The sequence below is a fragment of the Vibrio sp. Isolate25 genome (genome assembly GCF_022398025.1).
Classification (GTDB): Bacteria; Pseudomonadota; Gammaproteobacteria; order Enterobacterales; family Vibrionaceae; genus Vibrio; species Vibrio coralliilyticus_A.
In genome coordinates, this window is sequence record NZ_JAKEUT010000012.1 from 39620 (window position 1) to 53051 (window position 13432).

The following is a 13432-nucleotide window of genomic DNA, read 5'->3' on the forward strand; positions in this document are numbered from 1 at the left end:
AGATGGGAAATAACGTAGTCGTTCTGGGCACCCAATGGGGTGACGAAGGTAAAGGTAAAATCGTAGACCTTTTAACTGAAGATGCAAAATACGTGGTTCGCTACCAAGGCGGTCACAACGCAGGTCACACTCTAGTCATTGACGGTGAAAAAACCGTTCTTCACTTAATTCCATCAGGTATTCTTCGCGATAACGTAAAATGTGTTATCGGTAATGGCGTAGTACTTTCGCCAGAAGCTCTCCTTAAAGAAATGAAGCCTCTTGAAGAGCGCGGTATTCCAGTACGCGAGCGTCTTTTCGTGTCTGAAGCTTGTCCTCTAATTCTTCCTTACCACATCGCTATCGACAACGCGCGTGAAATCGCTCGTGGCGCGAAAGCTATTGGTACAACAGGTCGCGGTATTGGTCCTGCTTACGAAGACAAAGTCGCTCGTCGTGGTCTACGCGTTGGTGACCTGTTCGATAAAGAGATGTTTGCCGAGAAGCTAAAAGAAGTGATGGCTTTCCATAACTTCCAGCTAGAGCACTTCTACAAAGCGGAAACAGTGAGCTACGAAGAAGTCCTTGAGCAATGCATGAGCTACGCAGATCTTCTTACTTCAATGGTTATCGACGTCACTGACGAACTAGACGCAGCACGTAAGCGCGGCGACAAGATTATGTTCGAAGGCGCTCAAGGTACGCTACTTGATATCGACCACGGTACTTACCCATACGTAACGTCTTCTAACACGACGGCTGGTGGTGTTGCTGCGGGTTCTGGTTTCGGTCCTCGTCACATCGGCTACATCCTTGGTATTACTAAGGCTTACTGTACTCGTGTTGGTTCAGGTCCATTCCCAACTGAGCTTTACGATGGTCAAGACAAGCAAGACCCAGTAGGTAAGCACCTAGGTGACGTCGGTCATGAGTTTGGCGCAACAACGGGTCGTCTACGTCGTACAGGTTGGTTCGATGCAGTGGCAATGCGCCGCGCAATCCAAATCAACTCGCTAACAGGTATGTGTCTAACTAAGCTAGACGTTCTTGATGGTCTGAAAGAGATCAAGATCTGTACTGGTTACAAGATGAAAGATGGCTCTATCCTAGAAGTTTCTCCAATGGCTGCAGAGTCATTCGAAGAAGCAACGCCAATCTACGAAACTATGCCTGGTTGGTCTGAGACAACCTTTGGTGCTAAATCTTTAGAGGCGCTTCCACAAGCAGCTCTGGATTACATCAAGCGTATTGAAGAACTTACGGGTGTTCCGGTAGACATTATCTCTACAGGTCCAGACCGTAACGAGACAATCATCAAGGTTCACCCTTACAAAGCTTAATTCTGGTCGCTTTCTGTGATTTAAAAACCAGCGTGGAAACGCTGGTTTTTTTATGCTCAATATTTATGCATTATCTATACTGACAGTGGCAAGTTTTTGCCAGTCTTCGGCAATTTTGATTAAAGAGTTAGCAGTCATTGCCGATACAGGTATCAAGATTGCCGTTTGTACGGTTAATCCTCAATATACAGGTTGCTAAGAACCCAGCTTGTATTGCCTGTCGTGGTGAGTAGACAGGTGGAGACATTATCGAAGTCAAAGAGTGCAGACAATGAAGCTAAGAAAGTTAGCTGCTTCGATGGTATTTTTGTTTGGGGCCTCCATGGCTAATGCCAATGAACTTACTGAGATTGGTGAGCCGATTCCCATCTATACCGAAGCTGAACTGATAAAACTGATCAACGAAAATAAACATTTAGAACAGGTCAAAGCAGACAGTTGCCAATTGGTTGAAGACATTGTTGCTCGTGCAACGAGGATCAGCCTGCCATCGTACGAATTTTTGTATGGGGATATGTTAGCGTGGGGTGTCTGTGTCGAGCAGGATGTCGAACTGGGCTTGTACTATATGGAGAATGCGGCGCATCAGGGATTGCCAGCAGCACTGGAACAGCTCGGGCGTTATTATTCGCGCGGTACCTTAGTTCAGCAGGACAAAGAGCGTGCGATCCCCTATTTGCGTGAAGCGGCTGCAATGGGTAACCTTAAGGCACGTATTCACTTAGCGGAGCTGTTACTGCGTGACTATGGCAGTCCGCTGGATTACGAAGATGCCTATCGCTGGCTATACAACTCAGTGACAGCTGATCAGCGCACGCACAAACGTATTTCGATTCTGCGCCAAGGCTTAGAGCGGAGAATGCCACAAAATATTATTGCCAGAGCCAAAAAACGCGATACCTTCTGGTAACTCATCGACCTGACTGCACTCAGAGCGTGAATGAAAAGAAAATGCCCAGCACTTGCTGGGCATTGCTGCTTTAAGACAGGGGGATTATTGTACGACTTCCCCTGATTCAATCACGGTCTCTCGTACGACTTCTGTAAACTCAAGCGCTTCTTTACGAATCGCTGCTTCATTTACGGTTAGCATCTTGCGATCTTCCATCAGGATTTTTCCGTCAACAATGGAATGGCGGACGTTGCCAGAATTTGCAGAATAAACCAATGCAGAGTATGGATTGTATACGGGCACCATGTTTGGTGCTTTGGTATCGACCACGATGATATCCGCTAGCTTTCCTTCCTCTAGTGAGCCGATTTTGTCTTCCATATGCAGTGCTTTTGCTGCGCCCATGGTCGCCATATCGATCACTTTAATTGGTGGCATAGCTGCACGGTCTTTGTTAACCAGCTTATGCACTTTAGCGACCTGATTGAATTCATCAATGGTGCTTAGCGTGTTGCCAGACATTGGGCCATCAGTGCCTAAACCAATACGAACGCCTTGATCGTACATCTTAAGCGCTGGTGATACGCCTTTCGCTGACTTAATGTTGGCACTCATGTTATGGGCAACGCCCATATCCGATTGCTTGACCAATTCAATGTCTTTGTCATCGACGAGAATCATATGTGCGCCAACTAAGTTTTTGTTGAGTGCGCCAATGCTATCCATGTACTCAACGGGAGACATTCCTTCAGCACGCTCAGCGATTTTTTCTTCTTCACGATGCGATTCTGCAAGGTGAATCATGACTGGAACATCCTTCTCCAGTGATAGTTTGGCAATTTTCTGCAGAGTTTCTGTTGTATTGGTGTAAGGTGCATGCGGGGCGAATGCGGGTGTAATGCGAGGGTGGTCTTTGTACTCTTCAATAAAGTTGAGCGCGTACTGAATACCTTCTTCTGCATTGGCTGCATCAGCAACTGGGAATTTAATCACTGTTTCGCCAAGAATGGCTCGCATGCCGATTTTATCGACAGTTTTAGCCACTTCGTCTTCAAAGTAGTACATGTCGGCATAAGTCGTCACGCCGCCTTTGACCATTTCAACGTTACCTAGGTTGGCACCAATGCGTACCATATCACGGGAGACGAGCTTAGCTTCAAGCGGGAAGATATAACGGTGTAGTCGGTCAGGAACATCGTCCGCTAGCGAACGAAAGACAGTCATTGATACGTGAGTGTGCGTGTTAATCAGGCCTGGCATCACGATATCACCATCAACATCGAGTGTTTTCTTAGCTTGGTATTGTGATTCAAGCGATTGGTCACCAACGGCCAAAATCTTATTATCTTTGATCACAACAGTGCCTTTTTCATACACCTGCTTGTCATGATTCATGGTTAATACCATCGCATCTGTGATCATCAGATCGACTTTCTCGGCGGCAGAAACGGATAAGGAACATAACCCTGCGACTGCAGCGGAAAGTAAAGTACGCTTAATACTCATAACGAAACCTAAATAAAATATAAACAGTAAAATTTGACTGGATAATAGAGTGAAATTTCACTTTTGCAATCGTTTGCTTTGTCATTTTCATCAAAGTGTGATCTTTGAATTTTGTTGTAAAAGATCGTGATCAAAGATGTTAACAGATGAAAACACAATAGAATTTGGCTTTTTAATCTATCTCTCCTGTAGCTTAGTAAGTGAGTCGGATATACTAGCTTTAATTACCTTCCTTGTTTAATTAGGCGCGCCTATGTCAGAAAGCACACCAAACGATCCATTTGCAGCTCGTGAATCAGAAAATTATGAAAACCCTGTTCCAAGCCGGGAGTTCATTCTTGAGTTTCTCGCACAGGCGGGTGTTCCCTTGAATCGCAATGACTTGTTTGAAGCCCTACATTTAGAGGGCGAAGAGCAGTATGAAGGTTTACGTCGTAGACTGAGAGCGATGGAGCGTGATGGTCAATTGGTGTTTACGCGTCGTCAATGCTACGCCTTGCCGGAAAAGCTCGAAATGGTCAAAGGCTACGTGATTGGCCACAAGGACGGCCACGGTTGGGTTCGTCCAGAAGGCAGTGTTGGTAAAGATAATGACATAGTGCTGCCACATCATCAGATGAAGAACATCATTCATGGTGACTATGTACTGGTGCAACCAACGGACAACTCTAAGCGAGGGCGAAAGGAAGGGCGACTTGTTCGCGTTTTAGAAGAGCGAGCAACGCAGATTGTGGGTCGTTTCTTCCTTGAGTATGGCTACTCATACGTTGTCCCTGATGATTCACGTATCAGCCAAGATATTCTGATTCCAAATGATCAGCGTGCCGGGGCTCGTATGGGGAACGTTGTGGTGATTGAAATCACTGATCGTGGCTCTCGCTCTCGCGGCATGATGGGGAAAGTCATTGAGGTGCTAGGTGAAAATATGGCACCGGGTATGGAAACACAAATCGCAATCCGCACTCACCAAATTCCCCATGAGTGGCCTGAAGCTGTCGACAAGCAAATTGAGGCGCTGGGTGAAGAGGTTCCAGAAGAGGCGAAACAAGGCCGTGTTGATCTTCGTGAGCTACCGCTAGTGACTATCGATGGTGAAGACGCGCGTGATTTCGATGATGCAGTTTTCTGTCAGAAAAAGAAAAGTGGCGGTTGGCGCCTATGGGTGGCGATTGCCGATGTGAGTTATTATGTCCGCCCTGATAGCGCTCTAGATAAAGAAGCGATTAACCGCGGTAACTCGGTTTACTTCCCATCGCAAGTGGTGCCTATGCTTCCGGAAGTATTGTCTAACGGCTTATGTTCTCTTAACCCGCAAGTTGATCGCCTATGTATGGTGTGTGAGATGACCATCTCTGAGACGGGTAAGTTATCTGGCTATAAGCACTACGAAGCAGTGATGAACTCGCATGCTCGTCTGACTTACAACAAGGTGAACGATATCCTTGAAGGAGATGAAGAGCTGCGTCAAAGATATGAGCCATTAGTTCCGCACTTGGAAGAGCTGCATAAGATGTACAAAGTGCTTAAGCACGCTCGAGATAATCGTGGCGCTATCGAGTTTGAAACGGTCGAGACTAAGTTCATCTTTAATGCTGAGCGTAAGATTGACAGTATCGAACCGGTAATCCGTAACGATGCGCATAAGATTATCGAAGAATGTATGATTCTTGCCAATATTGCTTCTGCTTCCTTGGTTGAAAAGGCAAAAGAGCCAGCACTGTATCGCATTCACGAATCTCCGGGTGAGCTGAGATTGCAAGGTTTCCGTGACTTCTTAGGCGAATTAGGTTTACATCTCAATGGTGGTTTAGAGCCTTCACCGACCGACTATGCAGATTTGGTCAAGCAGATTGGTGAACGTGCGGATAAAGAGTTGATTCAAACCATGTTGCTTCGCTCAATGAAGCAGGCGGTGTACAACGCCGATAACTGTGGTCACTTTGGTTTGGCATTAAAACGCTACGCGCACTTTACTTCCCCTATTCGCCGCTATCCGGACCTCTTGCTTCATCGGGCAATCAAATACCTGATTGCAAAAGAGAATGGCACGCTGAAAGATCGTTGGACACCTACAGGTGGCTTCCATTACTCCTTTGATGATATGGACTTCTATGGTGAGCAGTGTTCGATGACAGAGCGTCGTGCTGATGATGCAACGCGTGAAGTGTCTGACTGGCTTAAGTGTGAATATATGCAAGATCATGTCGGAGAAGAGCTGGATGGTGTAATAGCCAATGTCACCGGTTTTGGTTTCTTCGTGCGTCTGACAGAGTTGCATATTGACGGGTTGGTGCATATTTCGACGCTTGCTAATGACTATTATCAATTTGACCCTATTGGCCAAAGACTTATTGGTGAAAGCTTTGGCGCTATTTATCGGCTTGGTGATGCCGTTAAAGTCAAAGTACTTTCCGTCAACCTCGATGATCGACAAATAGACTTTGAATTGATCGAAACAAATCGTAAGCTACGCGGCAAAGGAAAAACCGCTAAGAAGCGTGCTGCTGAGGCGCAGAAAAAAGCCAAAGCGAAAAAGAATGCGGCTGCGACTGGTCGACGTTCAGTTGATAAGGCCAAACCTTTGGTTGAACCAACCAAACGCCCAGACGCAGGGCCCGAAGAAGGTAAAAAAGCCGCGAAGCAGTCAGATAAAGCACGTAAGAAAAAGCCACGTAATAAAGCTAAGAAAGCACGTAGCAAGAAACAGTAATCGGATAAAGTAATGAGTAACGAATTTATTTACGGGATTCACGCAGTAAAAGCGGTATTGGCAAAAGAGCCAGAGCGCTTTGTTGAAGCTTTTGTATTAAAAGGTCGTCAAGATGACCGTTTAATGCCAATCCTAAATGAGCTCCAGATGTGTGGCGTGTCGATTCAACAAATGACACGTAAGACTCTTGATGATAAAGCTCGTGGCGCTAACCACCAGGGCATTATGGCCAAGGTGAAGCCGGCCAAGCAGCTAAATGAAAATGATCTCGATGACATCCTTGCCCAACACTCTGCACCATTATTGCTGGTATTGGATGGGGTCACCGATCCGCATAACCTCGGCGCGTGTTTACGAAATGCCGATGCGGCTGGTGTAGCTGCGGTGATCGTCCCTAAAGATAAATCAGCAAACATTAACGCGACAGTCAGCAAAGTTGCTTGTGGCGCAGCAGAAACGGTGCCTTTGGTTCGCGTAACCAACCTTGCGCGGACTATGCGTGCGTTGCAAGAACAGGGGATCTGGTTTGTCGGCACGGCCGGGGAAGCGACACATGACATCTACCAAGCTAAGTTAACTGGGCCTCTTGCTATCGTCATGGGAGCGGAAGGTGATGGCATGCGTCGCCTGACACGTGAAACCTGTGATGACCTGATTAAAATCCCAATGGCAGGCAGTGTGTCGAGCTTGAACGTTTCTGTTGCTTCTGGAGTGTGTTTATTTGAAGCGGTGCGTCAACGACTCGTTTGACTTTACCCATAGACTACCTTCCTAATAACAAAACGCAGACGGCTAGCACCGTCTGCGTTTTTGCTTCTGAAATCCACCTTCATATCTGTTCTAGTTTATTTTTCAAACAACCCTTGCACATAAAATTGTGATCTGTATAATGCGTCGCACTGGTTAAGCCAGTTGTGAACCAATGAGCAATGAGGAGCGAGCAAATCAGATTGATTTGCAAGGTAATGTAAACTCAGCTTATGTTCGCGGTTAATACAATTAGCTATCTTTTCTTCGGAAAAACTATCCCCAGAGGTGACTTTGGCATGTAGGGGTAGTTAATCGAAAATTAACTGACAATGCGTCCTAATCTTGGATGCTACGGTTTCACATAAATCAATCGACATTCTCTCGCTTTTGCGAGTTTGAGTGGCGATATTGTTTGTGTAATATTTAATTTTGGAGCTCTGTCTCATGCAGAACCAACGTATCCGTATCCGCCTAAAAGCTTTCGATTACAAACTGATCGATGCTTCAACAGCGGAAATCGTTGAAACAGCTAAGCGCACTGGCGCACAGGTTCGTGGTCCAATCCCACTACCTACTCGTAAAGAGCGTTTCACAGTTCTTATCTCTCCACACGTTAACAAAGATGCTCGTGATCAGTACGAAATCCGTACTCACAAACGTCTAATCGACATCGTTGAGCCAACAGACAAAACTGTTGATGCTCTGATGCGTCTAGACCTTGCTGCGGGCGTTGACGTACAAATTAGCCTAGGTTAAGGGAGATTAGAAGAATGATTGGTCTAATCGGTCGTAAAGTGGGCATGACCCGCGTATTTACTGAAGAAGGCGTTTCTATCCCAGTAACAGTTGTTGAGGTTGAAGCTAACCGTGTTTCTCAAGTGCGTACACTTGAAACTGACGGCTACGCAGCAATCCAGGTAACTACTGGTGCTAAGAAAGCTAACCGTGTTTCTAAGCCAGAAGCTGGCCACTTTGCGAAAGCAGGTGTTGAAGCTGGTCGCGGTCTTTGGGAATTCCGTTTGGAAAACGGTGAAGAGTTTGAAGTTGGTGCTGAACTAACTGTTGAACTGTTCAACGAAACTAAGAAAGTAGACGTTACTGGTACATCTAAAGGTAAAGGCTTCCAAGGCGCTGTTAAGCGTTGGAACTTCTCTACTCAAGATATGACTCACGGTAACTCATTGTCTCACCGTGCTCCTGGTTCTATCGGTCAATGTCAGACTCCAGGTCGCGTATTTAAAGGCAAGAAAATGGCAGGTCACATGGGTGCTGAGCGTGTAACGACTCAAAACCTAGAGATCGTACGTGTTGACGCTGAGCGCAACCTGCTTCTTATTAAAGGTGCAGTCCCTGGCGCAACAGGCGGTAACGTGATCGTTAAACCAGCTGTTAAAGCATAACGTCTCAGGAGTAAGTAATGGAACTAATGGTTAAAGGTGCTGATGCACTAACTGTTTCCGAAACTACTTTCGGACGTGAGTTTAACGAAGCTCTTGTACACCAAGTAGTTGTTGCGTATGCAGCAGGTGCTCGTCAAGGTACTCGTGCTCAAAAAACACGTTCAGAAGTTGCAGGCGGTGGCGCTAAGCCATGGCGTCAAAAAGGTACTGGCCGTGCACGTGCTGGTACAATCCGTAGCCCAATTTGGCGTACAGGTGGTGTTACTTTTGCTGCGAAACCACAAGATCACAGCCAAAAAGTAAACAAAAAAATGTACCGTGGTGCTATGAAGAGCATTCTTTCTGAGCTTGTTCGTCAAGAGCGTCTAATCGTTGTTGATAACTTCTCAGTAGAAGCACCTAAAACTAAAGAGCTTGTAGCTAAGCTTAAAGAGCTTGAGCTAACTGACGCGCTTATCGTGACTAGCGAAGTAGATGAGAATCTATTCCTAGCTGCTCGTAACCTATACAAAGTTGACGCACGTGACGTTGCTGGTATCGACCCAGTATCGCTAATTGCGTTTGACAAGGTTGTAATTACTGCTGAAGCAGTTAAGCAAGTAGAGGAGATGCTAGCATGATCACTGAAGAGCGTATCCTAAAAGTTCTACGTGCACCGCACATCTCTGAAAAAGCAACTATGGCAGCTGAGAAAGCGAACACTATCGTTTTCAAAGTAGCTAAAGATGCTACTAAAAAAGAGATCAAAGCAGCTGTAGAAAAGCTATTTGAAGTTGAAGTTAAGTCTGTAAATACTCTTATCAATAAGGGTAAGACCAAACGTCAAGGTCTACGCCAAGGTCGCCGCAGCGACGTTAAGAAAGCGTACGTTACTTTGAAAGAAGGTCAAGATCTTGACTTCGTTGGCGGCGCGGAATAACAGGAGTAGTTGAGAAATGGCTATTGTTAAATGTAAGCCGACTTCCCCTGGTCGTCGTCACGTTGTTAAAGTTGTTAACGCTGACCTACACAAGGGCAAGCCATACGCACCTCTTCTAGAGAAAAACTCTAAGAACGGTGGTCGTAACAACAACGGTCGTATTACAGTACGTCACATCGGCGGTGGTCACAAGCACCACTACCGTGTCATTGACTTCAAACGTACTAAAGACGGTATCCCAGCGAAAGTTGAGCGTCTAGAATACGATCCAAACCGTAGCGCTAACATCGCTCTAGTTCTGTACGCAGACGGTGAGCGTCGTTACATCCTAGCACCTAAAGGTGTTCAAGCTGGTGATGCTATCCAGTCTGGTGCAGATGCACCAATTAAAGCTGGTAACGCACTTCCAATGCGTAACATCCCAGTAGGTTCAACTGTACACAACGTTGAACTTAAGCCTGGTAAAGGTGGTCAGCTAGCTCGTTCGGCTGGTGCATATGCTCAAATCGTTGCTCGCGACGGTGCATACGTAACTATCCGTCTACGTTCTGGCGAAATGCGCAAAGTACTTTCTGAAGGCCGTGCAACAATCGGTGAAGTTGGTAACTCTGAGCACATGCTACGTGAACTTGGTAAAGCTGGTGCTAGCCGCTGGCGTGGTGTTCGTCCAACCGTTCGTGGTGTTGTGATGAACCCAGTAGACCACCCACACGGTGGTGGTGAAGGCCGTACTTCTGGTGGTCGTCACCCAGTTTCACCATGGGGTCAGCCAACTAAAGGCTTCAAGACTCGTAAGAACAAACGCACCGACAAGTACATCGTACGTCGTCGTAACAAGTAATCTATATAAAGAGGAATCGCCATGCCACGTTCTCTCAAGAAAGGTCCATTTATTGACCTACACTTGCTGAAGAAGGTAGAGAAAGCGGTGGAAAGCGGAGACAAAAAGCCTATTAAGACTTGGTCCCGTCGTTCAATGATCATCCCTACGATGATCGGTTTGACCATCGCTGTCCATAATGGTCGTCAGCACGTACCAGTTTTCGTTACCGAAGAAATGATCGGTCACAAACTGGGTGAATTTGCACCAACTCGTACTTACCGCGGCCACGTCGTGGATAAGAAAGCTAAGAAGCGTTAAGGAGTAGATGATGGAAGCACTAGCTAAACATAACTTTGCTCGCATTTCGCCTCAGAAAGCTCGCTTAGTTGCGGATCAAATCCGTGGTAAATCAGTTGACCAAGCTCTAGAAATCCTAACTTTCAGCAACAAAAAAGCTGCTGACCTAGTTAAGAAAGTTCTTGAGTCAGCTATCGCGAACGCGGAGCACAACGAAGGTGCAGATATTGACGATCTAAGTGTCGCAAAGATCTTCGTAGATGAAGGCCCTATCATGAAGCGTATTATGCCTCGTGCTAAAGGTCGTGCGGATCGTATCTTGAAGCGTTCAAGCCACATCACTGTTGTTGTAGCAGATCGCTAAGAGACTAGGAGAGTAAGCAATGGGTCAGAAAGTACATCCAAATGGTATTCGTCTTGGCATCGTTAAGCCTTGGAATGCTACATGGTTTGCTAACACCAAAGATTTCGCTGACAACCTAGACGGCGACTTCAAGGTACGTCAGTTCCTTACAAGTGAACTGAAAAAAGCGTCTCTATCACGCATCGTTATCGAGCGTCCTGCTAAGAGCATCCGTGTGACTATTCACACTGCTCGTCCAGGTGTTGTTATCGGTAAGAAAGGTGAAGACGTTGAGAAGCTACGCGCAGCAGTAGCTAAAATTGCAGGTGTACCAGCGCAAATTAACATCGCTGAAGTACGTAAGCCTGAACTAGATGCGCAACTTGTTGGTGACAGCATCGCGTCTCAGCTAGAGCGTCGTGTGATGTTCCGTCGTGCTATGAAGCGCGCGGTACAAAACGCTATGCGTCTAGGTGCTAAAGGTATCAAAGTAGAAGTAAGTGGTCGTCTAGGCGGCGCTGAAATCGCACGTTCAGAGTGGTACCGTGAAGGTCGTGTACCTCTACACACTCTACGTGCTGACATTGATTACGCAACTTCTTCGGCTCACACTCAATACGGTGTAATCGGCATTAAAGTTTGGATCTTCAAAGGTGAGATCCTAGGCGGTATGCCAGCAGCTAACGCTGTAGAGCCTAAAGGCGACAAGCCTAAGAAGCAGCGCAAAGGCCGTAAGTAAGGAGTCGACAGATGCTACAACCTAAACGTACTAAGTTCCGTAAGGTTCAGACTGGTCGTAACCGTGGTCTAGCTAAAGGTACTGATGTAAGCTTCGGCGAATTCGGTCTTAAAGCAACTGGCCGTGGCCGTCTAACTGCTCGTCAAATCGAAGCGGCACGTCGTGCAATGACACGTCACGTTAAGCGTCAAGGTAAAATCTGGATCCGTGTGTTCCCAGACAAACCTATCACAGAAAAACCACTTGAAGTTCGTCAAGGTAAGGGTAAAGGTAACGTTGAGTACTGGGTAGCCCAAATCCAACCTGGTAAGGTTATGTACGAAATGGGTGGTGTACCTGAAGAATTGGCTCGTGAAGCGTTCCGTCTAGCGGCGCGTAAACTGCCATTCAAAACTACGTTTGTAACTAAGCAGGTGATGTGATGAAAGCACAAGATCTACGCGAAAAAAGCGTTGAAGAGCTTAACGCTGAGCTATTGAATTTGCTACGCGAACAGTTCAACTTGCGCATGCAAGCTGCAACTGGTCAGCTACAGCAAACTCATACTCTGAAAGCTGTACGTCGTGATATCGCACGTGTGAAAACCGTATTGACTGAGAAGGCAGGCGCATAATGAGCGACAAAATTCGTACTTCATTTGGTCGTGTAGTTAGCAACAAGGCTGACAAGTCTATCACTGTTGCTATCGAGCGCATGGTTAAACACCCAATTTACGGCAAGTTCGTAAAGCGCACGACTAAAGTTCACGCACATGACGAGAACAACGAGTGTGGCCTAGGCGATACTGTTGAAATTCGTGAATGTCGTCCACTGTCTAAGACTAAGTCTTGGACTTTGGTTAAAGTTGTAGAAAAGGCGAAGATCTAATCTTCACTATTCTATAAACAAAAAAACGGCTCCAAAATTATTTTGGGGCCGTTTATTTTTTGACTACCCAATCACAGAAAAGGGTGGTACAATTCGCGTCCCTTTTAAAGAGGCAGCCCGACCCGTGATGGGTCTAGTTATTAATATTTAGCGGAGCACTAACAATGATCCAAATGCAAAGTACACTTGACGCAGCTGATAACTCTGGCGCGCGCAAGGTAATGTGTATTAAGGTCCTGGGTGGCTCACACCGCCGTTATGCACATATCGGTGACGTCATCAAAGTTACTGTTAAGGAAGCAATTCCTCGCGGTAAAGTTAAGAAAGGTGACGTTCTGAAGGCGGTAGTAGTGCGCACCCGTAAAGGCGTACGTCGTCCAGACGGTTCTGTCATTCGCTTCGACCGTAATGCTTGCGTATTGTTGAACGACAACACCGAGCAACCAATCGGTACACGTATCTTTGGCCCTGTGACGCGTGAACTTCGTGGCGATAAGTTCATGAAGATCGTTTCACTGGCTCCAGAAGTTCTGTAAGGAGCACGTAGAAATGGCAGCTAAAATCCGTCGTAACGACGAAGTAATCGTTCTTGCTGGTAAAGACAAAGGCAAGAAAGGTAAAGTAACTAAGGTTCTAGCAACTGGTAAAGTTATTGTTGAAGGTATCAACCTTGTTAAGAAGCACCAAAAGCCGGTTCCGGCTCTAGGTCAACAAGGTGGCATCGTTGAGCAAGAAGCAGCTATTGATGCTTCTAACGTTGCAATCTTTAACTCAGCTACTGGTAAAGCTGACCGTATCGGTTTCCGTTTTGAAGATGGTAAGAAAGTACGTTTCTTTAAATCTAACAACGAAATCGTTTCTAACTAA

General features: G+C 46.2%; 18 protein-coding genes. 17 read left to right on the forward strand and 1 reads right to left on the reverse strand.

All coding sequences use genetic code 11. The annotated features are described in order from the left end of the window. The first annotated feature begins 2 nt into the window (after positions 1-2). Together L1D15_RS17610 and L1D15_RS17615 are read left to right on the forward strand one after the other, a co-directional pair. The gene (locus L1D15_RS17610) at positions 3-1319 is read left to right on the forward strand and encodes an adenylosuccinate synthase (RefSeq protein WP_239870374.1); all 1317 of its coding nucleotides are present in this window, start codon (positions 3-5) and stop codon (positions 1317-1319) included. Between the two features lie 271 nt (positions 1320-1590). Further along, positions 1591-2229 carry a tetratricopeptide repeat protein gene (locus L1D15_RS17615; protein ID WP_239838657.1) on the forward strand — a complete coding sequence of 213 codons (639 nt, stop codon included), beginning with the start codon at positions 1591-1593 and terminating at the stop codon, positions 2227-2229. Positions 2230-2313: 84 nt separating this feature from the next. Here the strand turns inward: L1D15_RS17615 and L1D15_RS17620 are convergent, their stop codons facing one another. Then, on the reverse strand, positions 2314-3717 hold the full coding sequence (locus L1D15_RS17620) for an amidohydrolase (RefSeq protein WP_239838658.1): 1404 nt from the start codon (positions 3715-3717) through the stop codon (positions 2314-2316). A gap of 253 nt (positions 3718-3970) precedes the next feature. Between L1D15_RS17620 and rnr the strand changes: the two genes are divergently transcribed. The 15 genes from rnr to rplX all read left to right on the forward strand — a co-directional run bounded on the left by rnr (position 3971) and on the right by rplX (position 13432). After that, complete coding sequence (gene rnr, locus L1D15_RS17625) at positions 3971-6427, forward strand: ribonuclease R (protein ID WP_239876570.1); 2457 nt, start codon at positions 3971-3973, stop codon at positions 6425-6427. A 12-nt stretch (positions 6428-6439) separates the two neighbouring features. Continuing rightward, positions 6440-7177, forward strand: a complete 738-nt coding sequence (gene rlmB / locus L1D15_RS17630; protein WP_239838660.1) for a 23S rRNA (guanosine(2251)-2'-O)-methyltransferase RlmB — start codon at positions 6440-6442, stop codon at positions 7175-7177. A 444-nt stretch (positions 7178-7621) separates the two neighbouring features. Beyond that, positions 7622-7933, forward strand: coding sequence for a 30S ribosomal protein S10 (rpsJ, locus tag L1D15_RS17635; RefSeq protein WP_001181007.1), 312 nt, complete (start codon positions 7622-7624; stop codon positions 7931-7933). Positions 7934-7947: 14 nt separating this feature from the next. Then, positions 7948-8577: a 50S ribosomal protein L3 gene (gene rplC / locus L1D15_RS17640; RefSeq protein ID WP_006963219.1), complete on the forward strand. Its 630-nt coding sequence runs from the start codon at positions 7948-7950 to the stop codon at positions 8575-8577. A gap of 17 nt (positions 8578-8594) precedes the next feature. Then, positions 8595-9197: a 50S ribosomal protein L4 gene (gene rplD / locus L1D15_RS17645; RefSeq protein ID WP_006963218.1), complete on the forward strand. Its 603-nt coding sequence runs from the start codon at positions 8595-8597 to the stop codon at positions 9195-9197. Then, on the forward strand, positions 9194-9496 hold the full coding sequence (rplW, locus tag L1D15_RS17650; RefSeq protein ID WP_093278415.1) for a 50S ribosomal protein L23: 303 nt from the start codon (positions 9194-9196) through the stop codon (positions 9494-9496). The genes rplD and rplW overlap by 4 nt, the downstream gene beginning before the upstream one ends. Before the next feature lie 16 nt (positions 9497-9512). Beyond that, a complete protein-coding gene (gene rplB / locus L1D15_RS17655; protein ID WP_006963217.1) occupies positions 9513-10337 on the forward strand; it encodes a 50S ribosomal protein L2 in 825 nt (274 codons plus the stop codon). 21 nt (positions 10338-10358) lie between these two features. After that, positions 10359-10637, forward strand: a complete 279-nt coding sequence (gene rpsS, locus L1D15_RS17660; RefSeq protein ID WP_004745876.1) for a 30S ribosomal protein S19 — start codon at positions 10359-10361, stop codon at positions 10635-10637. 10 nt (positions 10638-10647) lie between these two features. Next, complete coding sequence (gene rplV, locus L1D15_RS17665) at positions 10648-10980, forward strand: 50S ribosomal protein L22 (protein WP_006963216.1); 333 nt, start codon at positions 10648-10650, stop codon at positions 10978-10980. Between the two features lie 19 nt (positions 10981-10999). Then, positions 11000-11698 carry a 30S ribosomal protein S3 gene (rpsC, locus tag L1D15_RS17670; RefSeq protein WP_005471060.1) on the forward strand — a complete coding sequence of 233 codons (699 nt, stop codon included), beginning with the start codon at positions 11000-11002 and terminating at the stop codon, positions 11696-11698. A gap of 11 nt (positions 11699-11709) precedes the next feature. After that, positions 11710-12120, forward strand: coding sequence for a 50S ribosomal protein L16 (rplP, locus tag L1D15_RS17675; protein WP_004410459.1), 411 nt, complete (start codon positions 11710-11712; stop codon positions 12118-12120). Then, complete coding sequence (gene rpmC / locus L1D15_RS17680; protein ID WP_004410456.1) at positions 12120-12311, forward strand: 50S ribosomal protein L29; 192 nt, start codon at positions 12120-12122, stop codon at positions 12309-12311. Before rplP ends, rpmC begins: the two co-directional genes overlap by 1 nt. Then, complete coding sequence (rpsQ, locus tag L1D15_RS17685; RefSeq protein WP_206371606.1) at positions 12311-12565, forward strand: 30S ribosomal protein S17; 255 nt, start codon at positions 12311-12313, stop codon at positions 12563-12565. The genes rpmC and rpsQ overlap by 1 nt, the downstream gene beginning before the upstream one ends. 164 nt (positions 12566-12729) lie before the next feature. After that, positions 12730-13101 (forward strand): 50S ribosomal protein L14, encoded by a 372-nt coding sequence (gene rplN, locus L1D15_RS17690; RefSeq protein ID WP_004745883.1) that lies wholly within the window; start codon positions 12730-12732, stop codon positions 13099-13101. Positions 13102-13114: 13 nt separating this feature from the next. Beyond that, complete coding sequence (rplX, locus tag L1D15_RS17695; RefSeq protein WP_045974710.1) at positions 13115-13432, forward strand: 50S ribosomal protein L24; 318 nt, start codon at positions 13115-13117, stop codon at positions 13430-13432.

Bases quoted from the DNA above. Each gene is read 5' to 3' on its own strand.
- rpsS (WP_004745876.1), top strand. From the start codon at position 10,359: ATGCCACGTTCTCTCAAGAAAGGTCCATTTATTGACCTACACTTGCTG.
- L1D15_RS17620 (WP_239838658.1), bottom strand. From the start codon at position 3,717: ATGAGTATTAAGCGTACTTTACTTTCCGCTGCAGTCGCAGGGTTATGT.
- L1D15_RS17615 (WP_239838657.1), top strand. From the start codon at position 1,591: ATGAAGCTAAGAAAGTTAGCTGCTTCGATGGTATTTTTGTTTGGGGCC.
- rplC (WP_006963219.1), top strand. From the start codon at position 7,948: ATGATTGGTCTAATCGGTCGTAAAGTGGGCATGACCCGCGTATTTACT.
- rlmB (WP_239838660.1), top strand. From the start codon at position 6,440: ATGAGTAACGAATTTATTTACGGGATTCACGCAGTAAAAGCGGTATTG.
- rpsC (WP_005471060.1), top strand. From the start codon at position 11,000: ATGGGTCAGAAAGTACATCCAAATGGTATTCGTCTTGGCATCGTTAAG.
- rplB (WP_006963217.1), top strand. From the start codon at position 9,513: ATGGCTATTGTTAAATGTAAGCCGACTTCCCCTGGTCGTCGTCACGTT.
- rplD (WP_006963218.1), top strand. From the start codon at position 8,595: ATGGAACTAATGGTTAAAGGTGCTGATGCACTAACTGTTTCCGAAACT.
- rnr (WP_239876570.1), top strand. From the start codon at position 3,971: ATGTCAGAAAGCACACCAAACGATCCATTTGCAGCTCGTGAATCAGAA.
- rplV (WP_006963216.1), top strand. From the start codon at position 10,648: ATGGAAGCACTAGCTAAACATAACTTTGCTCGCATTTCGCCTCAGAAA.
- rpmC (WP_004410456.1), top strand. From the start codon at position 12,120: ATGAAAGCACAAGATCTACGCGAAAAAAGCGTTGAAGAGCTTAACGCT.
- rplW (WP_093278415.1), top strand. From the start codon at position 9,194: ATGATCACTGAAGAGCGTATCCTAAAAGTTCTACGTGCACCGCACATC.
- rpsQ (WP_206371606.1), top strand. From the start codon at position 12,311: ATGAGCGACAAAATTCGTACTTCATTTGGTCGTGTAGTTAGCAACAAG.
- rplN (WP_004745883.1), top strand. From the start codon at position 12,730: ATGATCCAAATGCAAAGTACACTTGACGCAGCTGATAACTCTGGCGCG.
- rpsJ (WP_001181007.1), top strand. From the start codon at position 7,622: ATGCAGAACCAACGTATCCGTATCCGCCTAAAAGCTTTCGATTACAAA.
- rplP (WP_004410459.1), top strand. From the start codon at position 11,710: ATGCTACAACCTAAACGTACTAAGTTCCGTAAGGTTCAGACTGGTCGT.
- L1D15_RS17610 (WP_239870374.1), top strand. From the start codon at position 3: ATGGGAAATAACGTAGTCGTTCTGGGCACCCAATGGGGTGACGAAGGT.
- rplX (WP_045974710.1), top strand. From the start codon at position 13,115: ATGGCAGCTAAAATCCGTCGTAACGACGAAGTAATCGTTCTTGCTGGT.